The sequence below is a fragment of the Pseudomonas sp. DR 5-09 genome (assembly GCF_001655595.1).
Lineage (GTDB): Bacteria > Pseudomonadota > Gammaproteobacteria > Pseudomonadales > Pseudomonadaceae > Aquipseudomonas > Aquipseudomonas pharyngis.
In genome coordinates, this window is the sequence record NZ_CP011566.1 from 5,848,307 (window position 1) to 5,874,666 (window position 26,360).

The 26,360-nt window shown below is 61.8% G+C and carries 23 protein-coding genes; 11 read left to right on the top strand and 12 right to left on the bottom strand.

Annotated elements, in window-relative coordinates:
- Positions 1-78: 78 nt before the first annotated feature.
- The gene (locus tag PDR5_RS26370; protein WP_064599907.1) at positions 79-597 is read right to left on the bottom strand and encodes a glycine cleavage system protein R; all 519 of its coding nucleotides are present in this window, start codon (positions 595-597) and stop codon (positions 79-81) included.
- A gap of 454 nt (positions 598-1,051) precedes the next feature.
- Here PDR5_RS26370 and PDR5_RS26375 point away from each other — a divergent pair, with 454 nt between their 5' ends.
- Positions 1,052-3,229 carry a malate synthase G gene (locus tag PDR5_RS26375; RefSeq protein WP_064599909.1) on the top strand — a complete coding sequence of 726 codons (2,178 nt, stop codon included), beginning with the start codon at positions 1,052-1,054 and terminating at the stop codon, positions 3,227-3,229.
- A 282-nt stretch (positions 3,230-3,511) separates the two neighbouring features.
- On the opposite strand, the gene PDR5_RS26380 is transcribed toward PDR5_RS26375, so the two are convergent.
- On the bottom strand, positions 3,512-3,958 hold the full coding sequence (locus PDR5_RS26380) for a response regulator (RefSeq protein ID WP_064599912.1): 447 nt from the start codon (positions 3,956-3,958) through the stop codon (positions 3,512-3,514).
- A 253-nt stretch (positions 3,959-4,211) separates the two neighbouring features.
- On the opposite strand from PDR5_RS26380, the gene PDR5_RS26385 reads away from it, so the two are divergent.
- From PDR5_RS26385 to PDR5_RS26420, 8 genes are all read left to right on the top strand, one after another.
- Positions 4,212-6,152, top strand: a complete 1,941-nt coding sequence (locus PDR5_RS26385) for a putative nucleotidyltransferase substrate binding domain-containing protein (protein ID WP_064599914.1) — start codon at positions 4,212-4,214, stop codon at positions 6,150-6,152.
- Positions 6,149-6,856, top strand: coding sequence for a 3'-5' exonuclease (locus PDR5_RS26390; protein ID WP_064599916.1), 708 nt, complete (start codon positions 6,149-6,151; stop codon positions 6,854-6,856). The genes PDR5_RS26385 and PDR5_RS26390 overlap by 4 nt, the downstream gene beginning before the upstream one ends.
- A 110-nt stretch (positions 6,857-6,966) precedes the next feature.
- Positions 6,967-7,485, top strand: a complete 519-nt coding sequence (locus PDR5_RS26395) for an RNA polymerase sigma factor (RefSeq protein ID WP_039768032.1) — start codon at positions 6,967-6,969, stop codon at positions 7,483-7,485.
- On the top strand, positions 7,482-8,453 hold the full coding sequence (locus PDR5_RS26400) for a FecR domain-containing protein (RefSeq protein WP_064599917.1): 972 nt from the start codon (positions 7,482-7,484) through the stop codon (positions 8,451-8,453). Before PDR5_RS26395 ends, PDR5_RS26400 begins: the two co-directional genes overlap by 4 nt.
- Positions 8,454-8,631: 178 nt before the next feature.
- Positions 8,632-11,058 carry a TonB-dependent siderophore receptor gene (locus PDR5_RS26405; protein WP_064599919.1) on the top strand — a complete coding sequence of 809 codons (2,427 nt, stop codon included), beginning with the start codon at positions 8,632-8,634 and terminating at the stop codon, positions 11,056-11,058.
- Positions 11,059-11,132: 74 nt separating this feature from the next.
- Positions 11,133-12,263 (top strand): PepSY-associated TM helix domain-containing protein, encoded by a 1,131-nt coding sequence (locus tag PDR5_RS26410; protein WP_064599921.1) that lies wholly within the window; start codon positions 11,133-11,135, stop codon positions 12,261-12,263.
- Positions 12,260-12,439 carry a hypothetical protein gene (locus PDR5_RS26415; protein ID WP_064599927.1) on the top strand — a complete coding sequence of 60 codons (180 nt, stop codon included), beginning with the start codon at positions 12,260-12,262 and terminating at the stop codon, positions 12,437-12,439. The genes PDR5_RS26410 and PDR5_RS26415 overlap by 4 nt, the downstream gene beginning before the upstream one ends.
- A gap of 159 nt (positions 12,440-12,598) precedes the next feature.
- Positions 12,599-13,228: a glutathione S-transferase gene (locus tag PDR5_RS26420; RefSeq protein ID WP_064600969.1), complete on the top strand. Its 630-nt coding sequence runs from the start codon at positions 12,599-12,601 to the stop codon at positions 13,226-13,228.
- An 87-nt stretch (positions 13,229-13,315) separates the two neighbouring features.
- Here the strand turns inward: PDR5_RS26420 and creD are convergent, their stop codons facing one another.
- The 4 genes from creD to rloA2 all read right to left on the bottom strand — a co-directional run bounded on the left by creD (position 13,316) and on the right by rloA2 (position 17,441).
- Complete coding sequence (creD, locus tag PDR5_RS26425) at positions 13,316-14,686, bottom strand: cell envelope integrity protein CreD (RefSeq protein ID WP_064599929.1); 1,371 nt, start codon at positions 14,684-14,686, stop codon at positions 13,316-13,318.
- An 82-nt stretch (positions 14,687-14,768) separates the two neighbouring features.
- Positions 14,769-16,184: a two-component system sensor histidine kinase CreC gene (gene creC / locus PDR5_RS26430; RefSeq protein ID WP_064599931.1), complete on the bottom strand. Its 1,416-nt coding sequence runs from the start codon at positions 16,182-16,184 to the stop codon at positions 14,769-14,771.
- Positions 16,184-16,864 (bottom strand): two-component system response regulator CreB, encoded by a 681-nt coding sequence (creB, locus tag PDR5_RS26435; RefSeq protein ID WP_064599933.1) that lies wholly within the window; start codon positions 16,862-16,864, stop codon positions 16,184-16,186. The genes creC and creB overlap by 1 nt, the downstream gene beginning before the upstream one ends.
- Before the next feature lie 73 nt (positions 16,865-16,937).
- Positions 16,938-17,441: a retropepsin-like aspartic peptidase RloA2 gene (rloA2, locus tag PDR5_RS26440; protein ID WP_064599935.1), complete on the bottom strand. Its 504-nt coding sequence runs from the start codon at positions 17,439-17,441 to the stop codon at positions 16,938-16,940.
- 175 nt (positions 17,442-17,616) lie between these two features.
- Here rloA2 and PDR5_RS26445 point away from each other — a divergent pair, with 175 nt between their 5' ends.
- Positions 17,617-18,504: an acyltransferase gene (locus PDR5_RS26445; protein WP_064599937.1), complete on the top strand. Its 888-nt coding sequence runs from the start codon at positions 17,617-17,619 to the stop codon at positions 18,502-18,504.
- A 1-nt stretch (position 18,505) separates the two neighbouring features.
- Here PDR5_RS26445 and PDR5_RS26450 read toward each other — a convergent pair whose 3' ends face one another.
- Positions 18,506-19,063 (bottom strand): DUF2780 domain-containing protein, encoded by a 558-nt coding sequence (locus PDR5_RS26450; protein ID WP_007959813.1) that lies wholly within the window; start codon positions 19,061-19,063, stop codon positions 18,506-18,508.
- A gap of 272 nt (positions 19,064-19,335) precedes the next feature.
- On the opposite strand from PDR5_RS26450, the gene PDR5_RS26455 reads away from it, so the two are divergent.
- A complete protein-coding gene (locus tag PDR5_RS26455; RefSeq protein WP_064599939.1) occupies positions 19,336-19,728 on the top strand; it encodes a hypothetical protein in 393 nt (130 codons plus the stop codon).
- Between the two features lie 82 nt (positions 19,729-19,810).
- On the opposite strand, the gene fdhA is transcribed toward PDR5_RS26455, so the two are convergent.
- The 5 genes from fdhA to PDR5_RS26480 form a co-directional block, all read right to left on the bottom strand.
- Positions 19,811-21,010, bottom strand: a complete 1,200-nt coding sequence (fdhA, locus tag PDR5_RS26460; RefSeq protein ID WP_011336270.1) for a formaldehyde dehydrogenase, glutathione-independent — start codon at positions 21,008-21,010, stop codon at positions 19,811-19,813.
- 204 nt (positions 21,011-21,214) lie between these two features.
- Positions 21,215-22,072, bottom strand: coding sequence for a formyltetrahydrofolate deformylase (gene purU, locus PDR5_RS26465; RefSeq protein ID WP_007959808.1), 858 nt, complete (start codon positions 22,070-22,072; stop codon positions 21,215-21,217).
- 251 nt (positions 22,073-22,323) lie between these two features.
- The gene (locus PDR5_RS26470) at positions 22,324-22,956 is read right to left on the bottom strand and encodes a sarcosine oxidase subunit gamma (RefSeq protein WP_064599941.1); all 633 of its coding nucleotides are present in this window, start codon (positions 22,954-22,956) and stop codon (positions 22,324-22,326) included.
- A 55-nt stretch (positions 22,957-23,011) separates the two neighbouring features.
- Complete coding sequence (locus PDR5_RS26475; protein WP_039768017.1) at positions 23,012-26,029, bottom strand: sarcosine oxidase subunit alpha; 3,018 nt, start codon at positions 26,027-26,029, stop codon at positions 23,012-23,014.
- Positions 26,026-26,355, bottom strand: a complete 330-nt coding sequence (locus PDR5_RS26480) for a sarcosine oxidase subunit delta (protein ID WP_011336273.1) — start codon at positions 26,353-26,355, stop codon at positions 26,026-26,028. The genes PDR5_RS26475 and PDR5_RS26480 overlap by 4 nt, the downstream gene beginning before the upstream one ends.
- Between the last annotated feature and the right edge of the window lie 5 nt (positions 26,356-26,360).

Here is a 26,360-nt window from a genome sequence, read left to right on the forward strand (position 1 = left end):
CGGACGTGGCCTGGCGCTCAGTCTCTACAGGTTATCCACAGGCAGGTGCACGCTAAAACTGGATAACCCATTCCGCTCTCATGGATCAGTGCGCAGCACCAGTTCCACCATCAAGTCATCGGCCAGGGTTTCCAGGCGCGATTGCAGCACGTCCAGCGACAGGGTCAGCGGCACCGCCAGGATCGCCTCGGCGTGGAACAGCGGTTCACTGCTCATTGGCGCCGGGCGCACTTCGGTCACCAGCCGTTCGAGGTTGACGCCCTGCTCGCTCAGCAGTCGAGTAATGTCGCGCACGATGCCGGGACGATCATTGCCTACCAACTCCATGGCGATCGGTTTCCAGGTGCAGGCCTGTTCGATACCGCTTTCCGCCACCAACACGCGAATGCCCTGTGCCGACAGTGCTTGTAAGGCATCGACTAATTCGTCGTAAGCCTCCGCCGGCACGCCCACCCGCAGGATCCCGGCGAACTGCCCGGCCATCCGTGACAGGCGGCTTTCCAGCCAGTTGCCGCCGTGTTCGGCGATGCATTGGGCGATGCGCTCGGCCTGCCCGGGCTTGTCCGGTGCGAAGACGGTGAGTACGAGGTGATCCATGGCGCAGCCCTCTTGTCATGACTTTTGTTATAGAAAAGCAAGTATAGGCAAGCGTTCCACAGACGCCTCAGACGCTCGAAGTCACAAATCGTGTACAACTTTTTATATTTAACTGGAACAATCCATTGGTTTTCTGAGAACATCCCGTTCCGCGCCGTGACCGCAATGCGTCATGGGGTCGCAGAACGACGTAATTAGTCCGATTTTCACAACCGCAACTCATCATGTAGTATGCCGCAGCGCGCACTACATAACGCTGGATCGATGTCTGCCCAAGGCACGTTCGCAACCCTGAAAGCCCCGTCAGCAAGGCCCCCAAGCCGTTGATTGGTCCCAGCCCAGCCGCCAGCGATGGCATGTACTGGTCGAGGGGTTTGTGGTTTAAATGGCCAGAGGCTTCATTGTTAAATTGACGAGCTGAAAAGCGAAATAGCTGAGCAGAGTGAGGCAAGCAATGACTGAACACGTTCAAGTCGGTGGCCTGCAGGTCGCCAAAGTCCTGTTCGACTTCGTGAACAACGAAGCCATTCCCGGTACCGGCCTCACCGCCGACAAATTCTGGGAAGGTGCCGACAAGGTCATTCACGACCTGGCGCCGAAGAACAAAGCCCTACTCGCCAAACGCGATGACTTCCAGGCTCGTATCGATGGCTGGCACCAGAGCCGTGCCGGTCAGCCCCACGACGCCGTGGCCTATAAAGCCTTCCTGCAAGAGATCGGTTATCTGCTGCCAGAAGCGGCTGATTTCCAGGCAACGACGCAAAACGTCGATGACGAAATCGCCCGTACCGCCGGCCCGCAACTCGTGGTGCCGGTGATGAACGCCCGCTTCGCCCTCAACGCCTCGAACGCCCGCTGGGGTTCGCTGTACGACGCCCTGTATGGCACCGATGCCATCAGCGAAGCCGGCGGCGCGGAAAAAGGCAAAGGCTACAACAAGGTGCGTGGCGACAAAGTCATCGCCTTCGCCCGTGCATTTCTCGACGAAGCCGCGCCACTGGCGACCGGCTCTCACGTCGATTCCACCGGCTACAAGATCGCTGGCGGCAAACTGGTCGTCACCCTCAAGGGCGGCAGCACCAGCGGCCTGCGCAACGACGCTCAACTGATCGGTTTCCAGGGCGACGCCAATGCGCCGATCGCGATCCTGCTGAAGAACAACGGCCTGCACTTCGAAATCCAGATCGACGCCAGCACCCCGGTCGGCCAGACCGATGCCGCCGGCGTCAAAGACATCCTGATGGAAGCGGCCCTGACCACCATCATGGACTGCGAAGACTCCGTGGCTGCTGTCGATGCCGACGACAAAGTGGTGATTTACCGCAACTGGCTGGGCCTGATGAAAGGCGACCTGGCGGAATCCGTGTCCAAGGGCGGCCAGACCTTCACCCGCACCATGAACCCGGATCGCACCTACACCAAGGTCGACGGCAGCGAACTGACCCTGCACGGCCGCTCGCTGCTGTTCGTGCGCAACGTCGGTCACCTGATGACCATCGACGCGATCCTCGACAAGCACGGCAACGAAGTGCCAGAAGGCATCCTCGACGGTCTGGTGACTTGCCTCGCGGCGATGCACAACCTGAACGGCAACACTTCGCGCAAGAACACCCGCACCGGTTCCGTCTACATCGTCAAACCGAAGATGCACGGCCCGGAAGAAGCGGCGTTCACTAACGAGCTGTTCGGTCGCATCGAAGACGTACTGGGCCTCAAACGCAACACCCTGAAAGTCGGGATCATGGACGAGGAACGCCGTACCACGGTCAACCTCAAAGCCTGCATCCAGGCTGCCAGCGAGCGCGTGGTGTTCATCAACACCGGTTTCCTCGACCGCACCGGCGACGAAATCCACACCTCCATGGAAGCCGGCCCGGTGGTTCGCAAGGCTGACATGAAGGCCGAGAAGTGGATCGGCGCCTACGAAAACTGGAACGTCGATATCGGTCTGAGCACCGGCCTGCAAGGTCGTGCGCAAATCGGTAAAGGCATGTGGGCGATGCCCGACCTGATGGCGGCGATGCTCGAACAGAAAATCGCTCACCCGATGGCCGGCGCCAACACTGCCTGGGTTCCGTCGCCGACCGCCGCTGCGCTGCACGCGCTGCACTACCACAAGGTCGACGTGTTCGCCCGTCAGGCCGAGCTGGCCAAACGTGCCCGCGCTTCGGTCGATGACATCCTGACCATCCCGCTGGCGGTCAACCCGACCTGGACCCCGGAGCAGATCAAGAACGAACTGGACAACAACGCCCAGGGCATTCTCGGTTACGTGGTGCGCTGGATCGATCAGGGCGTGGGCTGCTCGAAAGTGCCGGACATCAACGACGTCGGCCTGATGGAAGACCGTGCGACGCTGCGTATCTCCAGCCAGCACATCGCCAACTGGCTGCGCCACGGCGTGGTGACCGAAGCGCAAGTGATGGAAAGCCTCAAGCGCATGGCGCCGGTGGTAGACCGTCAGAACGCCAACGACCCGCTGTACCGTCCGCTGGCCCCGAACTTCGACAGCAACATCGCCTTCCAGGCGGCGGTCGAACTGGTGATCGAGGGCACCAAACAGCCGAACGGCTACACCGAGCCGGTCCTGCACCGTCGTCGTCGCGAGTTCAAGGCTGCCAACGGCCTGTAACCTGCGCGGATGCCGGACATGAAAAAGCCCTGATCTTTCGATCAGGGCTTTTTTGTTTGTGATGTCTGCCTGAGTTTTGAGTAGGGCTTGAGATCCATCCCCCTCACCCCAGCCCTCCCGAAACGTCGGACCGCCCCCAAGGGGGGCGAGGGGAAAGGGAGCAGATAGGGGCTTTTCAGAACCTGAGTTCGACTCAATATTTCAGGTCGGTGTATCTCGAACATTCACCTCGGTCAGTCCCCTCTCCCTCCGGGAGAGGGTTAGGGTGAGGGGGCTTCGGCGTTAAGGTTCAATCCCCAACTCATGTCTGACGAGACCGAGCAACTTGGCGGTATCAATCGGTTTGAGCAGGAAATCCACCACGCTCAGATGCATCGCCGCAATCGCGTCCTTCACGTCGGCATCGCCCGAAACAATGATGATCGGCATCGCCGCCCGTACCGATTCACGCACCTGACGAATCAGGTCCAGGCCATCGACATTGCCCATCCGCAGATCGGTGATCACCAGGCCGATGGAGGGCCTTTCCTCGAGCATCTTCAGCGCGGACTCACCGCTGGCCGCGGTCATGCAACGAATACCGTCCAACCCGAGAATCTCCGACAACAGCTCCCGGGCGTCCTTGTCGTCATCGACGATCAATACACGCTGCGGTGGCAGATCGGGTTCGAGCATTACAGCGCTGAGCGCTTCGCGCTCGGCGTCGCTCAAAATATCGTGGTCGGACATGGCGTTCTCTACGTTTTCAATTCGATCCCCTGGCACAGTGGTCAGACATCGCTGGGCAGAGCTTCAATGTGCACTTCGTCGGATTTTTTTCCAAGGGGCGAACCGAAGAATTTCCGACTGATTTTGTAGGGCATATCCGAAAATTCCCCAACGGCATGCCCAACCTAGACTTACGTCCAATGGGCACCCCGCGCGATGGGGTCGACCATGGCTGCAACGATCCGACAACAACAATTCGAAAAAGACTGCGGTAATGGTTATGAGTAAAGCGGACGCCTTCACCCAGGCAGGGAAAACCGCGGTGTTGCAGAACATTCAGGGCACTTTGCAATTCCTCCAGCGCTTCCCCCCTTTCAATCAAATGGAACACGCCCACCTGGCCTACCTGGTGGAGCAATGCCAGCTGCGCTTCTACGGTCAGGGCGAAAGCATCATCAAACCCGCCGACGGGCCGGTCGAACACTTCTATATCGTCAAGCAGGGCCGAGTGGTCGGCGAGCGTCCGCACACGGCCAAGGGCGGCACCGAAACCACGTTTGAAATCACCACCGGCGAGTGTTTTCCCCTCGCTGCGCTGCTCGGCGAACGGGCGACCCGCACCGAACACCTGGCCGGCGAAGACACCTTCTGCCTGCAACTGAACAAACTGGCGTTCATCAAGCTGTTCGCCCTTTCCAGCACCTTCCGCGACTTCGCCCTGCGCGGAGTCAGCAGCCTGCTGGATCAGGTCAATCAGCAAGTCCAGCAGAAAGCCGTGGAAACCCTCGGCACCCAATACTCGCTGAACACCCGTCTCGGCGAATTGGCCATGCGCCATCCGGTGACCTGCAACCCCTCCACCCCACTGCGCGAAGCGGTGAAGTTGATGCACGAACAACAGGTCGGCAGCATCGTCGCGGTGGACGAACACAAGGCCCCGCTGGGGATTTTCACCCTGCGCGACCTGCGCCATGTCGTGGCTGAAGGGGTTGATGATTTCAGCGAGCCGATCGAACGGCACATGACCCGCTCGCCGTTCCATCTGTCGCCGGATCACAGCGCCTTCGACGCGGCGATTGCCATGACCGAGCGGCATATCGCCCACGTGTGTCTGGTCAAGGATCGACGCCTGTGCGGCGTGGTTTCCGAACGGGATCTGTTCTCGCTGCAACGGGTCGATCTGGTGCACCTGGCGCGGACCATTCGCAGCGCCCAGCGGGTCGAACAACTGGTGACCCTGCGCGGCGAGATCGGCCAACTGGTGGAGCGCATGCTGGCTCACGGTGCCTCGTCGACCCAGATCACCCACATCATCACCCTGCTCAACGATCACACCGTGTGCCGGGTAATCGAACTGACCCTTGCCGAAAAAGGCGATCCCGGCGTGCCGTTCAGCTGGCTGTGCTTCGGCAGCGAAGGCCGGCGCGAGCAGACCCTGCACACCGATCAGGACAACGGCATTCTGTTCGACGCGCGGGATGCGGCCCATGCGGCGGAGATTCGCGGCAAGCTGCTGCCCATCGCCCAGCAGATCAATACCAGCCTGGCGCAATGCGGTTTCACCCTGTGCAAGGGCAACGTCATGGCCGGCAATCCGCAGCTGTGCCTGTCCCGCGCCGAATGGGCCCGACGCTTTGCCGCGTTCATTCGCGAGGCGACGCCGGAGAACCTGCTGGGCTCCAGCATCTATTTCGACCTGCGCGTGGTCTGGGGTGATGAACAGGGCTGCGAGCAATTGCGCCGCGGGATTCTCGATCAGGTCGGCGACAATCGTCTGTTCCAGCGGATGATGGCCGAGAACGCCTTGCGCAACCGTCCGCCGGTTGGGCGATTCCGTGAGTTCGTGCTGACCCGCAAGAACGGCGAGAAAGCCACGCTGGACCTGAAAATCCAGGGCCTGACACCCTTTGTCGACGGCGCACGTTTGCTCGCACTGGCCCATGGCATCGACGCCAACAACACCCTCGAACGCTTTCGCCAACTGGTGGATAAAGAAGTCATCGACCGGCTGGATGGCGCAGCGTACGAAGAGGCCTACCACTTCATCCAGCAGACGCGCATGCAGCAGCATCAACTGCAGACCCGGGAAAACCAGCCGTACTCGAACCGGGTCGATCCCGACAGCCTCAATCATCTGGACCGGCGCATCCTGCGTGAATCCCTGCGCCAGGCCCAGCGCCTGCAAAGCAGCCTGACCTTGCGGTATCAGCTATGAGCCTGTTTTCGTGGCTGCGCCCGGCCAGCCCCGTTGTGCCGGACGACCTGCAACAGCGCCTGACGAAACTCCCGGCCATCGGCGAGCTGCGCGAGTGCAGCCTGCGCGAACAGCGTTGGGTGGTGCTGGATCTGGAAACCACCGGGCTGAACCTGAACAAGGACCGGGTGCTGTCGATCGGCGCGGTGGTGATCGAGGATGGAGCGATCGACTTCAGTCAGCAGTTCGAACGCACCCTGCAATGCCGCGAGCTGAAACTCGGCCCGAGCGTGTTGATTCACGGTCTGGCACCGAGCGCGATTGCCGCCGGCAGCGAGCCCACCGAAGCCCTGGTCGAGCTGCTGGAGTTTATCGGCGACAGTCCGGTGCTGGCGTTTCACGCCTCCTTCGACCAGCACATGCTCGGCCGCGCGCTGAAAGAACATCTGGGGCACAAGTTGCAGACGGTGTTCCTCGATGTGGCGCAGATCGCCCCGCTGGTTTGCCCCCAGGCGCACATTCGCGAGGCGGGGCTGGACGAGTGGATCGACTGGTTCAAGCTCGAAGTGTTCGAACGTCACCATGCGAGCGCCGATGCTCTGGCCACGGCGGAACTGGCGCTGATCCTGTTCAGCCGGGCACGCCAGCAGCAGATCCACAGCCCGCTGAATCTGCAGCAACGCTTGAGTCAGTGGAAACGCCGCCAGCAGACGCATTCGTTCTGAATCCGGGTTGTCGCCCGACAACCCGACCGGTGGCCAATTGCTAACCATTCCCACCTCTGCCACAATCGCGAACAATTCTCGTTAGTTAACACTTCCCAGTCGGTGTCGTCGTGTCTTCAGCCCAAAGCCCTCACAGTGAGCTCGTCGGTGCGTTGTATCGCGACCACCGCGGCTGGCTGCTGGCCTGGCTGCGGCGCAACGTGGCTTGCCCGCAACGCGCCGAAGACCTGAGCCAGGACACCTTCGTCCGCCTGCTCGGGCGCGACGAGTTGCTGACACCCCGCGAACCCCGGGCGTTTCTGGTGGCGATCGCCAAAGGGTTGCTGTTCGACTACTTCCGCAGGGCCGCGCTGGAACAGGCGTATCTGACCGAACTGATGCTGATCCCCGAGGGCGAACAGCCCTCGGTCGAAGAACAGCAACTGATCCTCGAAGACCTCAAGGCCATCGACCGCATGCTCGGCAAGCTGTCGACCAAGGCCCGCGCCGCTTTCCTCTATAACCGCCTCGATGGCCTGACCCACGCCGAGATCGCCGACAAACTCGGCGTGTCGGTCCCGCGCGTACGCCAGTATCTGGCCCAGGGTATCCGCCAGTGCTACATCGCGCTGTACGGTGAGCCAACATGAGCCCGGCCAGTTCTAGACCGGTCCCGGCCCATGTGCTGGACGCAGCGATTGCCTGGCAATTGACCCTCGATTCCAGCACGCCACTGGAGCGCGAAGAGTTCGCCAAGTGGCACGCGGCCAACGAAGAACACGCTCGCGCCTGGCGCCAGTTGGGCATGCTCGACCAGCGTTTCAGCGTGGCCAAGGGCCCGGCACGCAACGCGTTGCTGCAATCGCGCGAAGGTATCCGCCGCCGGGTGCGCAAGCTGGGCAGCGGGCTGGCCAGTGTCGTGGCGGTGGTCGGGCTGGCGTTGTTTGCCAGCGAACGTTATCTGCCGCTGGATTACTGGCTCGCCGATCAACGCACCGCCACCGGCGAACAGCGCACCGTGCGCCTGGCCGACGGCACCGTACTCAACCTCAACACCCACAGCGCGGTGGATGTCCGTTTCGATGAAAAACAACGCCTGATCGTGTTGCAGGAAGGCGAAATCCTTGTCGAAACCGGTCACGGCGATGCGCGGCCATTCATCGTCGAAACCGCCGAGGGCAGCATGCGCGCCCTGGGCACGCGGTTCCTGGTCAAACGCGAAGACGCCGGCACGCGCCTGAGCGTTCTGCAGTCGGCGGTGGCGGCGCATCCGCAATCCGATCCGCAGGAACAGATCCTGCGCGAAGGCCAGCAAGTGCTGATCCGCCACAACGGTCTGGATTCGGTGGTGGCGCTCAACCCCGGCGCCGATGCCTGGACCCGCGGCATGCTGGTGGTGGACAACGCGCGCCTGGAAGACCTGGTGCATGAACTTGGCCGCTATCGTCGCGGCCATCTGGGCATCGCGCCGGAAGTCGCCGACCTGCGCATCACCGGCAGCTTCCCGCTGCACGACACCGACAAGGCGTTGAATGCCCTGTTGCCGACCTTGCCGGTGCAGATCGAGCAGCACACGCCATGGTGGGTGACCGTGGCCAAGGCTGATCCGAAGCCCTGACATTCAGCACTGCCTGCCCACGACAGGCCGCCTGCCACACCCCTGAAAACGGACTTTCTGCTGACTTGCGCAGCCATGTCGTTCGTTAATCGAAATTATTTTCATCCAGCCCTATCACTTTTCGAATCTCGTCCGGCACACAGGCAATTGAGAAATATTTCCATTCAGGAGCCGCCGTATGTCCCGTTCGCTAGACACCTTGTTGCGCCCCAGTTTGCTGGCGGTCGCCATTGCCCTCTGCACCCCGCTGGCCAGCAGCCAACTGATCGCCGCTGAACAGGCGTCGAGCGTACGCGCCTACAACCTGCCGGCGGCTCCGTTGTCGACCACCCTGAACCAGATCGCCAGCCAGGGCGGCCTCACGCTGTCGCTGAACCCGTCGCTGGCGGCGGGCAAGACCTCGGCGCCGGTCAACGGCCAATATGACGCGGCCGGCGCCCTGCGCGCGGCGCTGCGTGGCACCGGTCTGCAACTGGAACAGAGCGGCGCCGGCACCTACACCCTGGTCGCCGTGCCGGAAGGCGCGATGGCCCTGCCGGAAACCTCGGTGATCGGCGTGGAAAACTTCGAAAGCGCCTGGGGCCCGGTCGAAGGCTACACCGCCACCCGCACCGCCGCCGGCACCAAGACCGACACCGCACTGGTCGAAGCGCCGCGTTCGATTTCGGTCGCCACGCGCCAGCAAATGGAAAACCGAGGCGTGCACAGCCTCGATGACGCCGTGCGCTACATGCCGGGCATTACCGCCAGCAGCTACGGCAGCGACACCCGCGCCGACTGGCTGCGCGTGCGCGGCTTCGAACCGACCCAGTTCCTCGACGGCCTGCCCCTGCCAAAAGGCGTGTACGCCAACCCGAAACAGGAAACCTGGAACCTCGACCGCCTCGCCCTGCTGCGCGGCCCGGCCTCGTCCGTCTACGGCCAGACCCCGCCGGGCGGCCTGCTGGACATGGTCAGCCGTCGTCCGAGCGATGTGCAGAGCAGCGAAATCCAGCTGCAATACGGCAGCGACAACCACCGCCAGATCAACTTCGCCAGCACCGGCAAGATCGACGACGCCGGCCAGTTTCTCTACGGCCTCAGCGGTGTGGTACGTGACAGCGGCACGCAGATCGACCACGTCGACAACAAGCGCTACAACATCGCGCCGAGCCTGACCTGGAACATCGACGACGACACAAAATTCACCCTGCTGACCCAATTCACCCGCGACGATACCGGCATCACCAGCCAGTTCCTGCCGGTGCAGGGCACCAAGATCGACATGCCGTTCGGCAAGGTTTCCCACCACAAGAACCTCGGCGATCCGGACTGGGAATACTACGACCGCACCTATTACGCGCTGGGCTATGCCTTCGAACATCGCCTGAACGATACCTGGCAGTTCAAGCAGAACCTGCGTTACACCAAGTCGGATCTGTCGTTCCAGGGCATCACCGTCGGCTCGTATCCGTTCACTCAAGTGGACAATGACGGTAACGTCGGCCGTACCACGACCATCGTCGACGAAGACATCAGCCAGTTCGCCGTGGACAACAACTTCCAGGCTGACTTCGCCACCGGCGACATCCGCCACACCCTGCTGCTGGGTCTGGACCACCAGCGCAGCAATACCAACTACACCTCGATCTTCGGCAGCGCGCCGGAGATCAACGTGAACAATCCGATCCATGGTCAGCCGATCGTGCGCCCGGCGCGTTCCACCGCCTTCTATGACTACAACCAGAAGACCTACCAGACCGGCCTCTACGTTCAGGACCAAATGGCCCTGGACCAATGGCGCCTGACCCTAGGCGGTCGTGAAGACTGGGTGCACACCAACACTCAATTCATCAACAAGGGCGACGCCACCAACACCCAGCGTGACAAGGCGTTCAGCGGTAACGCGGCGATCAGCTATGTCTTCGACTCCGGTTTCGTGCCGTACCTGTCCTACGCCGAATCGTTCCAGCCGACCACTGGCGCCGACGCCTCGTCGACCGAATCGCTCAAACCCACCGAAGGCAAGCAGTGGGAACTGGGCATCAAGTACCAGCCACCGGGCAGCAAGACCCTGCTGACTGCGGCCGTGTATGACCTGACCCAGAAAAACGTCTCGGTCAGCTCGTTCGTCAACGGCGTATCGATCACCAGCCAGACCGGTGAAGTCAAAGTCAAAGGCCTGGAGCTGGAAGCCGTCTCCGACGTTACCGACAACCTGAAGGTCATCGCCGCGTACACCCTGGCCAAGTCCGAAGTGCAGAACGGCGCCGACAAGGGCAACCGCCTGCAACTGATGCCGAATCAGCAAGCCTCACTGTGGGCCGATTACACCTGGCACAGCGGCGTGCTCGACGGCTTCGGCATCGGTGCCGGCGCGCGCTACACCGGCAACACTTACGGCGACAAAGCCAACACCTGGCTGGGCAAGGCGGACGCCTACACCGTGTTCGACGCCGCCGTGCATTACGACCTCGGCCGTCTGGACAACAGCCTCAAAGGCGCGTCGCTGGCACTCAACGCCACCAACCTGCTGGACAAGGATTACATTTCCACTTGCGACAGCTTCTACTGCTACTACGGCGACCAGCGCAGCGTCGTCGCCAGCGCCACTTACAAGTGGTAAGCGCCTGAGCTGAAACAGGCCCTGCAACCAGGCCGTCCCTCGTGGACGGCTTGGGTGTTTTTGAAGGTCATGAAATGAAAAGTAAAACAATTCGCCGCTGGTCCTTCGTCCACACCTGGACCAGCCTGATCTGCACCGTGTTTTTGCTGCTGCTGGCCCTGACCGGCCTGCCGCTGATTTTCCATCACGAGATCGACCACCTGCTGGGCGATGCGCCCGAGTTGCGGGTGATGCCGGCGGGCACGCCGCATCTGAACCTGGCGCAACTGGTCGAAGCGGCGGAAAAGCATCGGCCCGGCGAGGTGGTGCAGTATTTCGGCTTCGAAGACGACGAACCGAATGCCGTGCTGACGATCATGGCCAGGACCGCCGGTACCGAGCCCAACTCCTCGCACACCTTCATGCTCGACGCGCGCACCGGCGAAGCCCTGGAAATGCCGTCGGCCAACGGCGGGCTGATGCTGTTTATCCTGCGCCTGCACGTCGACATGTTCGCCGGGCTGCCGGGCAAGCTGCTGCTGGCGTTCATGGGTTTGCTGTTCGTGGTCGCGATCGTGTCCGGCACGGTGTTGTACCTGCCGTTCATGCGCCGCTTGAAGTTCGGCACGGTGCGCCAGGACAAATCCACCCGCCTGCGCTGGCTCGACCTGCATAACCTGATCGGCGTGGTGACCCTGACCTGGGCGCTGGTGGTCGGCGTGACCGGTGTCATCAGCGCCTGCGCCGATCTGCTGATCGCCGCGTGGCGGGCCGAAGCCCTGACGACCCTGATCGCGCCCTACCGCGATGCCCCGCCGCTGACGCAACTGGCCCCGGCGACCCGTGTGCTGGAGATTGCCAGTGACGTCACACCGGGGATGAAACCGGACTTCATCGCCTTCCCCGGCACGCGCTTCTCCAGCGAGCACCATTACTCGGTGTTCATGAAGGGCGGCACCCACCTGACCTCGCACCTGCTGACCCCGGTGCTGATCGACGCCAGCACCCTGCAAGTCACGGCGGTGGCAGAGCGACCGTGGTACATGGACGCCATGGGCATGTCGCAGCCGCTGCACTTTGGTGACTACGGCGGCATGCCGATGAAAATCCTCTGGGCCACGCTGGACGTGCTGACCATCATCGTCCTCGCCAGCGGCGTGTACCTGTGGGTGGTGCGGCGCAAGGCCGCGAAACCGGTGTTGGAAACGGCGGAGGCCGCTGCATGAAACCGCGTCAGTCGAATTTCTGGAAAGTCTTCAGCACGCCGCTGGTGATCGCGCTTCTGAGTGCGGCGGGCCTGTTCGCGGCGCTGCTGGGCGACGGGATCTGGGATGGATTGAGCTGGGTGGGGCTCGGAGTGCCGGCAATTCTGGGATTGAAGGGATTACTGCAGCGAAGCTGAAAACCTGTGGGAGCGAGCCTGCTCGCGATAGCGTCTGTTCATTCACAATCCAGTTGACTGACAGTCCGCTATCGCGAGCAGGCTCGCTCCCACAAAAGGCTTGAGCCAAGGCGCTGACAGGCTATGCTGCCCGTCTTGCCCCTGACCGAGACCCTGCCAATGTCCGCTCCCAGCATGACCCTGTTCCACAACACCCTGTCCCCGTTCGTGCGCAAAGTCATGGTGCTGTTGCACGAGACCGGCCAGCAGGATCGCGTCGCGCTGCAGGATTGCGTGCTCAGCCCTGTCAGCCCGGACGCCGCCCTCAACGAAGACAACCCGCTGGGCAAGATTCCGGCCCTGCGCCTGGCCGACGGCAATGTCATCCATGACAGCCGGGTGATCCTCGATTACCTCGACCACCAGCACGTCGGCAACCCGCTGATTCCCCGCGACGGCTCGGCCCGCTGGCGGCGCCTGACCCTGGCCTCGATGGCCGACGGGATCATGGACGCCTCGGTCATGGTGCGTTACGAGCAAGTGTTGCGCGCCCCGGAAAAACACTGGGACGAATGGCTCGAGGCCCAGCGCGAGAAGATCCGCCGCGCCCTCGCCCTGCTGGAACGCGACGCGATTGCCGAACTGACCTGCCACTTCGACGTCGCCGCGATCAGCGTGGCCTGTGCACTGGGTTATCTCGACCTGCGCTTCCCGGATCTGGGCTGGCGTGACGCCAATCCGCAACTGGCCAACTGGTTCTTTGAAGTGAGCCAGCGGCCGTCGATGATTGCGACGATGCCGAAGGTTTGATGTGCCGGGCGGGAGGCAGCGAGGCAAAGATCAGCGTCATCAACAACTCGGCCTCCCGCTGCTCCTCACGCAGCCCCACGAACCGGCTCATTGCACCGCTCCGATATCGAATTCCAGCGGTTTGGCCGGTTTCTGGCCGATCCCGTACCAGTCCAGATTGCGGGTCAGCACCATGAACACACCGAGCAGACCGAACAGCAGCAGCGAGCCCATCAGCAGCGCGTAATCCTCGGCGCTCAGCAGGCCGTAGAGCAAGCCATACAACGCCGCCAGCCCCGCCGAAAAACTCAAGCCATGACGTACGCTGCGCAGCACGTGGCAGACGTAGAACCCGATCAACAGCACACAACCGCTGGCCGACAACAGATACGCCAGGGCAAACCCGATGTGCTCCGACAACGACAGCAGCAACAGATAAAAGAACGCCAGCGCCACACCCACCAGCGCGTATTGCACAGGGTGCACCGCCAGGCTTTTCAGCACTTCGAACAGGAAGAAACCGGCGAACGTCAGAACGATGAACAGCAGCGCATATTTGATCGCCCGGTCGCTCTTCAGATACTGATCCACCGGATCGATGAAGCTCACGCCGAAACTGCGCCCGTTGAACGCCTCGCAATCATTGCCCGACACACAACGGCTCATCGCTTCTTGCAAATTGGTGGAGAAAAACGAGGTCTGCCAGTCAGCGGTAAAACCCTGATCGTTGATCTCGCGCCTGGCCGGCAGGAAGTTACCGATGAAGCTTGGGTGCGGCCAGTTGGCGGCGAGGTTTACCCGGCTGGTCTTGCCCACCGGCAGCACCTGCAACGAACCGGTGCCTTGCAGGCGCAAGTCGAAACCGAAGGCCAGTTCCGTGGTCTTGCCCGTGTCCAGCGCCGGCAGCGTCACTCGCACACCCTCGCCCAGCCAGCCAACCTGAGTACCGGGCACGAAGTCCAGGCGTTGCGCGCCCAGTTCCAGCTTCAGCGCATTTTCGATCCCGCGAATGTCACTGATGCCGACCGCCAGGAACGGCGCATCGAATGTGTAATCGGCAAAATCCTCCTTGATCCCCAACTGCGCCGGCAGCGAGAAATGCCCACTGATGCGGTTGTCGGCATGGAACAGCCGCGCCTCGTAAATGCCCCGGGCACGCAGCTCGGTCTGCACCTGGCCGTCGAGTTCAAAACGCTCCGGCAGGAAATACAAACGTCCGCGCTCCTCGCCGATTTCCTGGTAACGCTCGTCGCTCTTCTCTTTGGTTTTCCAGGTGCGCACCACCTTGCGATACGGCACAACCATCACCGGCCCGCTGAGTTGCTGGCTGTAGCTTGAGCTTCTGGCAATGTCTTCCAGCACACCGTCACGCAGTTGCTGGCGATCATCGATGATGCCGTCGATCATCAACAGCGGCACCAGCAACACCAGGATCAGCAGGGCAATGGCCCCGAGTTTTATCGTCAGACTTTTGTTCATGGGACTCTCCCTGTTTCGATGGGCAGAGTCTGCGAAGGGGATGTGGGGGTTTTGTGGGAGGAATGTGGAGTTTGTGTGGAGACTACAACTGCAGGACGACTTCCACCCCACGTTCGACGTTGCCGATGCGCATCGAACCACCGTGCAACTTGATCACCTCTTCGACAAAATTGAGCCCGAGACCGGTGCTTTTACGTCCGCTGTCCGGGCGTGGCAGGGAGTAGAAGCGCTCGCTCAAGCGCGGTAAGGCGTAGTCGGGAATCGGCGTGGTTTCGTTGAACAGGCGAAGCTCGACCTTCTCGCCGATCCGCTCGGCACTGAAGCGCAGCAAACCGTTTTGCGACGTGAAATCCAGCGCATTTTCCAGCAGATTGCCCAATGCCTGACGCAGCAGAAACGGCTCGCCGATCAACGCCAGATCCGGCGCGATGGTTTGTTCGATCCGCAGTTGCCGGCCTTCGATGCGCGCCATCTGTGCCTGTAGCAGCTCACTCAGCAGCGCCGCCAACGGCACGGCGACACGCTCCTCAAGGCCCTGCCGCTGTTCAACTTGTGCAAGGTTCAGCAGGCGTTCGATCAACTGCTGCATCCGGGCACCTTCACTGTCGATGTTGCCGGCAAAACGCAATCGCTGATCCGCCGGCATCTCGTCCTGCAGCAGCTCGGCCGCACCGCGAATCGCCGCCAGCGGGCTTTTCAGTTCGTGGGTCAAGGTGTGCACATAGCGCTCGACGTAGGCTTTGCCTTCGAGCTGGGTGCGCATCTGTTCTACGGCGGTCGCCAACTGCTCCAGCTCGCCGCCGCGATAGTGCGGCACCGCCACCCGACGGCCCTCGCTCACCGCCTGGGCGTACACGGTCAAGCGGTGCAACGCGCGGCTCAGCCACCACGACAGCACGGCGCCGAGCAGCAGGCCGAGGACGATCAATCCGGCGCCGTAACCGAGCAAGCGGCGCTCGGTGCGATCGACATAGGGCTGCAGTGAACTGTTGGGTTTGGCCACGGTGACCACGCCGATGATCGCGCCGTTGTCGCGGATCGGCGCACCGACGTGCATCACTGAAGAATTCGGATCATTAGGGTCACTGCGGCTGGAGCGTGCGCCGTATTCGCCGCGCAGGGTCAGGTAGACGTCGTTCCAGCGCGAGTAGTCCTGACCGACGGCCAGACCGCTGGAGTCCAGCACCACGATGCCCTTGGCGTCGGTAACGTAGATCCGGTGGTTGACCTGGTTTTTCGCCAGGCCCCAGATCGTTGCCTTCGGCTGGCGTTCGCCATAGGCGCGGAGCAGCTCCGGCCAGCGATTCTGGTTGAGGGTGCCGGCCTTGAAATCGTCCCGCAGGATTTCCGCCATCAGGTTGGCGGTGTCGACCAGGGTTTCTTCGGTGGACTGGCGCACGCCGGGGCGAATTTCTTCCATCACGGTGTTGAGCACGAAATACCCGGTGAGGCCGATGAACAGCACGTACACCAGGAAAATCCGCAGCCCCAGCGACATCAGCTGTGCCCCGGGCTGTAGCTGTAGCCGAGGCCGCGATGGGTCTGGATCGGCTCGGCCTCGGCGCGCACCAGACGCAATTTGGCGCGTACGCTTTTGATATGGCTGTCGATGCTGCGCTCGTAACCGGCATCCGCCGCCACGCCCAGCGCATCGAGCAATTGCTCGCGGCTGAACACCCGCTCGGGTTGTTCGAGCAGGCATTGCAGTAGCCGGAATTCGTGGCGGGTCAGGCTCAGGGGCTGGCCGCGATAGCTGATCTGTACGCGCTCGGGATCGATGCGAAACAGCGCCGAGGACGCCTCGATGACCGGACGTGGCGCCATGCGCTTGAGAATCGCCCGGACCCGCGCCGCCACTTCCCGTGGGCTGAACGGTTTGACCACATAATCATCGGCACCGATTTCCAGGCCCACCACCCGGTCGATCTCGGCGTTGCGCGCGCTGAGAAACAGCACCGGCACTTCACTGAAGCGACGCAGCTGCTTGCAGGTTTCGAAGCCGCTGATGTCCGGCAGACCGATGTCGAGGATGATCAGGTCCGCCGGGGTCTGGCGCTGATGCTCCAGCGCCGCCACGCCCAGGCTCAGCCAGGTCGTGGTGAAGCCCTCGCCCTGTAAGGCAAAAATCAGCGTGTCGGCAATCGCCGCTTCGTCTTCGACAATCAGGATATGAGGCATGGCGTCCGAGCCTGTGGGTTAAGTGCGCGAACGGTGCCCCAAGCCCGGCGTTACGTCAATGAGACCACTTGTTTCAGCAATCAGGTTTGTCAGCGGTGAAGCGTCGTGCCGGGTTCACCGCCGCGCCGAACTCGCGCAAGGCCTTGGCGCCGATCAGCAACGGATAATTGAAGTTGCTGCGGTCGGTCAGGTTGACCTCCACGGTACGCTTGACGTCGCCCAGGCACAGCTCCAGATCGACCACCGGGCGCTTGGCCACTTCGGTGCTTTCGCCCTCGTCTTCTTCATCCGAGCGACTCTTGATCTTGCTGATCCGCGCGACCTTGTGCTCGTACACCTTGTTGCTGGCGTCCTTGGTGGCCAGGCGGAAACGCACCCAGTCTTCGCCGTCGCGGGTGAAGGTCTCGATGTCCTTGGCCGACAGCGAGGCGGTCAGCGCGCCGGTGTCCATCTTGGCCTTGAGCACTTCTCCGCCGATTTCCGGCAGCGCGATGTATTCGTAACGACCGTACAGGGTCGGTTCGGCGGCGAGCACCGGCAGGGCGACGAGGGAAAGCAGTGCAAGGAGGGATTTCACGTAAGGGGCTTCCTTGGGAAATGGGGGCGTCAGACGCGAGATTTTAGACCGTTGTTCGCATGAACGTTCCCGGCAGGTTATCGCGCCACAGGTGAAACATTCGTCACCGGCGGATTTGGCCTGCCGGCCGAAGCCACTTATCATGGCGCGCCCATCCGTTTTCCAAGAGTTGCTTATGCGCCGCCTGCTCACCGGCTGTTTCGTCACCCTGCTGCTGTTGTCCAACACCCTGGTATTGTTCGGCCCGCTGATGGTGTTCGCCGTGCTCAAGCTGATCCTGCCCGGGCGCTTTCGCGACTATGCCTCGTGGGCGGTGATGTGGATCGCCGAAACCTGGGCGGAGATCGACAAACTGATATTCCGCCTGTGCATTCCCACGCAATGGGACATTCGCGGCGGCGAAGACCTGCGCAGCGACACTTCCTACCTGGTGATCAGCAACCATCAGTCCTGGGTCGATATCCCGGCGCTGATCCAGACTCTCAACCGGCGCACGCCGTTCTTCAAGTTCTTCCTCAAGAAAGAGCTGATCTGGGTGCCGTTCCTGGGCCTGGCCTGGTGGGCGCTGGATTACCCGTTCATGAAGCGCTACACCAAGGCTTTCCTGGCGAAGAACCCCGAGCTGGCCGGCAAGGATCTGGAAATCACCAAGGCCGCCTGCGAGCTGTTCAAGCGCCAGCCGGTGACGGTGGTGAATTATCTGGAAGGCACGCGTTACACCGCTGCCAAAAGCACTCAGCAGCAGTCACCGTTCAGCCATCTGCTCAAGCCCAAGGCCGGCGGCGTGGCGTTCGTACTGGCGGCGATGGGCGAACAGCTGGACGCGATTCTCGATGTGACCGTGGTTTATCCACAGCAGAAGATTCCGGGCTTCTGGGACCTGATCAGCGGCAACGTGCCACGCGTGATCGTCGACATCCAGACTCGCGAACTGGACCCGGCCCTGTGGCAGGGCGATTACGAAAACGATCCGGCGTTTCGCGAGAAGGTCCAGAACTGGGTCAACCAGCTCTGGACCCTCAAGGATCAGCGCATCGCCGAACTCAAGGGCGAGCGCCGCTGAGTCAACCGTTGGTGCCGGTGCCCCAGATGCTGCCCAGGCTTTGCAGCAGCGAACCACCGACACCCTGCTGACCGAGGTATTGCAATAGGATCGGGGCAAACTGGCCGACCATCCCGCTGTCCATGCCCAACGCACCGAAGGCGTTGTTCAGGTCATTGGTGTCCTTGACGTTGCCCAGCGCATTTTCCAGCCCGGCGGACTTGCCCGACGAGCCGAGCAAGCCGCTCAACGCCGCCAGATTACCGCTGCCGCCCGACAGTTTGTCGATGCCCGGCACTTCCTTGGCCAGCTCGGAATAATCCGTGTTGCTGAGCTGGTTTTTCGCCAACCCCAGCATGGCACTGGTGCCGCCGACCGCTTGCTGCGGCGTGACGTTCAGCGCGCTCAGGGCACTCAACAGACCGGCGGTTTCCGACGTCGGCGCCGCAGCGGCGGCCTTGTCCCCACCCTGCATGCCCGATACCGCACCGGCCACGTCATTCAAACTGAAACCGGCAAACACCGGCCCTGCCGCCAGGGTCAGGAGCGATGCCAGGGCAAAACCGCGTGAAATCTTCATTCAGACATCCTCTTGTGGCGTGAAAACCCTTCGTCGACGAAGGGTAAAACTGCCGGTTTGACCGAGTGACCGTCAGCATGTTCCAGCCGAAAAAATCAATTTTCTTTTATGAAACGTCAAAAGTTAAAAGCCTTTAGCACATTTGCCTCTGAACTCGAACACCGTTATTTCGAAACAAGCTCAACGACTGTCATTTATGACAGTTACCAAATAAATCATGAGCAGAGATTATTGCGACTCGCCCCCCCCCCCCCCTTAAAGGAGTACGGGTAATGTTGAAAAAATCCTTTGCTGCTGCGCTGATCACCGTTGCTCTCACGAGTGCTGCCTATGCCGATTGCCCCAACGCCACAGCCATTACAAAACAGCCGGACGGCAGTTTCATCGTGACAACCCCCGAAGGAAAGTTTCCGGTTGAAGTTGATCCTGACAATGCCAATCAAGCGGACGTCCAGAACCTTTTATTCACAGCTGTACGCCTGAAGGAAAAAGATCAGGCAACTGCCAGAGCCGTGTGCCAGTACGAAGATGGGAAGAAACCTTCCTTACTCGGGGCATCGTTGGTATGGAAATCCGGGAAAGCCATTACTTCTTCCGGTTCGAACTGGCAGGGCGATGATTGTGCGACCAAAAACGGGAACGTTAAGGACTGCCCGTTCCAGTAACGAGCAAAACAACTTGCCTTTTCCAAGCGCCTATAACGAAAAAGGGCAACCCGACGGGTTGCCCTTTTTTCATCTACGCAACTTACGCCGCACTGAACAACTTATGCGGATCAATCACAAACTTCTTCGGCACGCCTGCATCGAACTCGCCGTAACCTTCCGGCGCCTGGTCGAGGCTGATGACCTGCACGCCCACCACTTCGGCGATGTTGATGCGGTCCCACATGATCGCCTGCATCAGCTGGCGGTTGTACTTCATTACCGGGGTCTGGCCGGTGTGGAAGCTGTGGGATTTGGCCCAGCCCAGACCAAAGCGGATGCTCAGGCTGCCCATTTTCGCGGCGGCATCGACAGCACCCGGATCTTCGGTCACGTACAGGCCCGGAATACCGATCTTGCCGGCGACGCGCACCACGCCCATCAGCGAGTTGAGCACGGTGGCCGGGGCTTCGGATTTGACGCCGTCGTGACCATGACCACGGGCTTCGAAGCCGACGCAGTCCACCGCGCAATCCACTTCAGGCTCGCCCAGCAGCGCGGCGATCTGTTCGTGCAGCGGGGTGTCTTTCGACAGGTCGACAATTTCAAAACCCTGCGCCTTGGCGTGGGCCAGGCGGATGGTGTTGACGTCGCCGACGATCACCACCGCAGCGCCGAGCAAACGGGCGGAGGCGGCAGCGGCCAGACCGACCGGGCCTGCGCCGGCAATGTAAACGGTGCTGCCCGGACCAACGCCAGCGGTAACGGCGCCGTGGTAACCGGTCGGCAGAATGTCGGAGAGGCAGGTCAGGTCACGGATCTTCTCCATGGCCTTGTCGCGGTCCGGCAGTTTCAGCAGGTTGAAGTCGGCGTACGGCACCAGCACGTACTCGGCCTGGCCGCCGGTCCAGTCGCCCATGTCGACGTAACCGTAGGCACCGCCGGCACGGGCCGGGTTGACGGTCAGGCAGACGCCGGTGTGTTGCTCCTTGCAGGAACGGCAGCGCCCGCAAGCCACGTTGAACGGAACGGAGACCAGATCGCCGATTTTCAGGCTTTCGACGTCGCTGCCCTTCTCGATCACTTCACCGGTGATCTCGTGCCCCAGCACCAGACCGACCTGAGCGGTGGTTCGGCCGCGCACCATGTGCTGGTCGGAGCCGCAAATGTTGGTTGAAACCACACGCAGGATGACACCGTGCTCGATCTTCCTGCCGCGCGGATCCTGCATTTTCGGATAGTCGATTTTCTGTACTTCGACCTTGCCAGCGCCGAGATACACCACACCACGATTGCCAGACATGCTTTCACCTCGCTGTTGTTTTTATGGAACCGCGTTGCCCAGGCAGGCAGCGCGTAAATGCTCGGGTTATTGCTTGTTGGTTTTGCGTTGTCAGTTATGACTCTTTCGCGGGCAAGCCCGCTCCCACATTGGCTCTCTTGGGTGCATGCCATCTTGCTCAAACCACAAATCCCCTGTGGGAGCGGGCTTGCTCGCGAAAGCGATCTAAAGAACGACGGTTCTGTTGGCGTTCAAAAAAACCCTTCTTTCAATGTGATACCCGACAGCCCGGGCCAGGGTCAGGCCTTCGATGTCGCGGCCCTTGGCGATCAGGTCCTCGGGGTAATGACTGTGATCCACCGCCTCGACGCCCTGGGCGATGATCGGCCCTTCGTCGAGGTCGTTGTTGATGTAGTGCGCGGTGGCGCCCACCAGCTTCACGCCCTTGTTGTAGGCCTGGTGATACGGTTTTGCGCCCTTGAAGCCCGGCAGCAGCGAGTGGTGAATGTTGATCGCCTTGCCATCGAGCTTGCGGCACAGCTCCGGCGACAACACCTGCATGTAGCGAGCAAGGATCACCAGTTCGGCGCCGGCCTCCTCGATCACCTGCCACACCTGCCGCTCCTGGGCCGGTTTATCGTTCGGATCGAGGGGAAAATGGTAGTAGGGAATCTGGTGCCAGTCGGCCAGCGGCTTGAGGTCCGGGTGATTCGACACCACCGCCGCCACGTCCATCGACAACTGGCCGATGCGCTGGCGGTAGAGCAAGTCGTTGAGGCAGTGATCGGCCTTGGAGACCATGATCACCACTTTTGGCCGGTAGTTCGGCGCGGTCAGCTCGAAGATCATGCCGAACGCCTGTCCGCGTTCGGCGAGGCCGGCGCGGAAGGACTGCTCGTCAAAACCGTCGGGCTGACGGAATTCCACGCGAATGAAGAAACGCCCCGAGAGCCGGTCATCGAACGAGTGGTGCTCGGTGACGTAGCAACCCTGCTCGAACAGAAAACGCGTCACCGCGTCCACGGTGCCGAGAACGCTGGGGCAGTCGGCGGTCAGAATCCATGTGTCTGGGGCGCGGCTCATGGTGCGGTGACTCCTGTTCTTTGTGCGGGGTGTCAGGGAGTTTCCCCTCACCCTAGCCCTCTCCCCGAGGGAGAGGGGACTGACCGGGTTGTTCTTTCGAGCTACGCCGACGTGAGAAACCGAGTCGAACTCAGGCTTTGAAACCAACCGAGATCAGCTCCCTTTCCCCCTCGCCCCCTTGGGGGAGAGGGTTGGGGTGAGGGGGCAAAAATCTCAGGCCCTACACGCAAGCAAGATCGACGCAATTCACCTCAAGCCTGAACGCTAAGGCCGTATTCGGCGGACGCATCCTGCAACCACAACCACCAGTAATCCGAGAAGCTGCGACGAATAAGCAGCTCCCAGGTGTCTTCGGCGGTGTGGCGGATCATCAGCTGCGACTTGGCGAACACCGTGCCAACAGCCTTGCCGACCGGGAAGTTGTTCGGGTGCACGTCGTAGCTGGTGGATTTCATCAGCACCTGACGCACGTTCGGGCCGCTCAATTCCAGCACCTGCTGGCCGCCGCTGACGTTGACGATTGCGATGTGCAGATCGCCCAGCGCTTCGCGCAGTTTCTGCTCGGCGGCGAACTCTTCACCGCTCGGCACGATCAGCAGCCACTCGTCCGGGCCCATCCATTGCAGGCTGGTTTCACCTTTGACGATGACGCTCAGGGCGCCCGGCAACTCGATGCCCAGCGCTTTGTGCACACCGGCGGCGAACGCGGCATCGTGGCCGTCGCCGCGGATGGTCAGATGGCCGAGGAGTTTCTTTTCGCGCACGGTCACGCCGGCGGTCTTGCGGCCTTTGCCGACCAGGCTGGCGAGGTCGGCGTGATGCAGCGACGACTCGGCCTTGGCCCCGGTGGTCGGGCGTTGTTGGTAAACGTTGGCTGCGGTCATAAAGCACCCTTCCTGAATTCGGTGTCGCTCCCGCGCCAGGCGCGGGAGCGATCAGTTAGATGTTCTGGCGATCGCCTTTCGGATCGAAGAACACCGAAGAAACGATTTCCGCCTCGATCACGCTGCCATCCGCCAGCGGTGCGAACACCCGCTCGCCCATGCGCTTGAGACCGCCCTTCACCACGCCCATGGCAAACGAATAACCGAGGGAGTTGTGCGCGTAACTGGAGGTCACGTGGCCGACCATGGTCATCGGGATCGACTGCTTGGTGTTGAACACCAGTTGTGCACCTTCCGGCAGCCAGACGTTCGGATCGATCGGCTTCAGGCCCACCAGCTGTTTACGCTGGTCACGCACGCAGTCTTCACGGTTCATGCCGCGCTGGCCGATCCACGAGAACGGTTTGGTGCGACCGACACACCAGCCCATGTTCAGGTCGTCCGGGGTCATCGAGCCGTCGGTGTCCTGGCCGACGATGATGAAGCCCTTCTCCGCCCGCAGAACGTGCATGGTTTCGGTGCCGTACGGGGTCAGGTTGTACTGTTTGCCCGCCTCGACGATTTTTTCCAGCACGCCCATCGCGTAATCGGCCTGGACGTTGACTTCGTACGACAGCTCACCGGTGAACGAGATGCGGAACACCCGCGCCGGCACACCGCCGACCAGACCTTCTTTCCAGGTCATGAACGGAAACGCTTCGTTGGCCAGGTCGATGTCGGTCACGGCGCTGAGCAGCTTGCGGCTGTTCGGACCGGACAGGGTCATGGTCGCCCAGTGGTCGGTGACGGAAGTGAAGTAGACCTTCATCTCTGGCCATTCGGTCTGGTGGTACAGCTCCAGCCACTGCAGTACGCGAGCCGCGCCGCCGGTGGTGGTGGTCATGACGAAATGGTTGTCGGCCAGACACGCCGTCACCCCGTCGTCGAAGACCATGCCGTCTTCCTTGCACATCAGGCCGTAACGGGCCTTGCCCACGTCGAGCTTGGTCCAGGCGTTGGTGTACACGCGGTTGAGGAACTCACGGGCGTCCGGGCCCTGGATGTCGATCTTGCCCAGGGTCGAAGCGTCCAGCAGACCGACGCTGTCGCGCACAGCCTTGCATTCGCGTTTGACGGCGGCATGCATGTCTTCGCCGTTTTTCGGGAAGTACCACGGACGTTTCCACTGGCCGACGTCTTCGAACTCGGCGCCGTTTTTCAGGTGCCATTGATGCAGTGCGGTGTAACGCACCGGTTCAAAGATGTGCCCGCAGTGACGGCCGGCCACCGCGCCAAACGTCACCGGCGTGTAGTTCGGACGGAACATCGTGGTGCCCATCTGCGGGATGGTCACGTTCAGCGAGCGGGCGGCAATCGCCAGGCCGTTGACGTTGCCGAGCTTGCCCTGATCGGTGCCGAAGCCCAGCGCCGTGTAGCGTTTGACGTGCTCGACCGACTCGAAACCTTCGCGGGTCGCCAGTTCGATGGCGGCGGCGGTCACGTCGTTCTGCAGGTCGACGAATTGCTTCGGCGCCCGGGAAGTGCCCTTCTCGTGGGGCACCTGGAACAGCGCCAGGGTTGGTTCTTCGAGACGGCTCAGGGCTTTCGGCAACACGGCTTCAACGGCCTGGAAACCGGCTTCGGACGCAGCGCGCACGCCGCCTTCAAAACCGTCAGCCAGAGAATCGCCGAGACCGTAGACGCCGTTGATGCCACCGACGCACACGCGTTTCTGCGGTGCTTCGCCCGGTACGAAACCGAGGATGTCTTCGCGCCAGATCGGCTTGCCGCCCAGGTGCGACGCCAGGTGAACCACCGGACTGTAACCGCCGGAGCTGGCGATCAGGTCGCAGTCGAGCCATTCGCCCGGGCTGGTGACCTTGTGGCCTTTGACATCGATCGCCGCCACGCGGGCAGCGGTCACGTGCTTGCTGCCACGGGCCTCGATCACGGCGCTGCCGGTGAGGATGCGAATGCCTTTGGCGCGCGCCTCTTCAACCAGTGCGCCACGCGGATTGCTGCGGGCGTCGGCGATGGCGACCACTTGCAGGCTGGCGTCGAGCCAGTCCAGCGCCACGCGATAGGCGTGATCGTTGTTGGTCGACAGTACCAGCTTTTTGCCCGGTGCCACGCCGTAACGGCGCACGTAAGTCGAGACCGCGCCGGCGAGCATGTTGCCCGGCACGTCGTTGTTGCCGTAGACCAGCGGACGCTCGTGAGCGCCGGTCGCCAGCACCACACGCTTGGCGCGGACGCGGTGGATGCGCTGACGCACCTGGCCGATCGGCGCGCGGTCACCGAGGTGATCGGTGAGGCGTTCATGAATGGTCAGGAAGTTGTGGTCGTGGTAGCCGTTGACCGTGGCGCGCGGCAACAGCAGCACGTCCGGAGTGCTCTTCAATTCAGCGATGACGCCGGCCACCCATTCCATCGCCGGTTTGCCGTCGAGGCTTTCGCGGGAATCGAGCAGGCTGCCGCCGAACTCTTCCTGCTCGTCGGCGATGATCACCCGCGCACCGCTGCGCGCAGCCGCCAGTGCAGCGGCCAGACCGGCCGGGCCGGCGCCGACGATCAGCACGTCGCAGTGCTGGTTCATGTAGTCGTAGGTGTCCGGATCGACTTCGGTCGGCGAACGACCAAGACCTGCGGCCTTACGTATGTATTTCTCGTAAGTCATCCAGAACGATTGCGGGTACATGAAGGTTTTGTAGTAGAAACCCGGCGGCATCAGCTTGCCGCCGACCTTGCCGAGAATCCCCATCATGTCGTTGTTGACGCTCGGCCAGCCGTTGGTGCTGGTGGCGACCAGGCCCTGGTACAACGCCTGTTGCGTGGCGCGCACGTTAGGGATCTGGGTGGCTTCGGTAGCACCGATCTGCAGCACCGCGTTCGGCTCTTCGGCACCGGCGGCGAAGATGCCGCGCGGACGTGAATACTTGAAGCTGCGGCCAATGATGTCGACGCCGTTGGCCAGCAGAGCTGCGGCCAGCGAGTCGCCTTCAAACCCTTTGTAGGTCTGGCCGTTGAAGGTGAAGCTCAGCACTTTGTTGCGGTCGATCCGTCCACCGTTGGACAGGCGATTGGTCTGGCTCATACCTTCTCTCCCAGCGCCGTCGTGGCTGTTTTCGCAGTGTCAGCCTTGTCGGTGAATTGCGGCTTGGTGCCGATCTTGTAGGTTTCGAGAATCTCGTAGGTCACGGTGTCGCGGGTGACGTTGAAGTACTGGCGGCAACCGGCGACGTGATCCCACAACTCGTGGTGCAGACCGCGCGGGTTGTCGCGGAAGAACATGTAGTCGCCCCACTCCTCGTCGGTGCAGCTGTTCGGATCCAGCGGACGCGGGATGTGCGCCTGGCCGGATGCGTGGAATTCCTCTTCGGAGCGCAGTTCGCCGCAGTGAGGACAGAAGATGTGCAACATGGGGA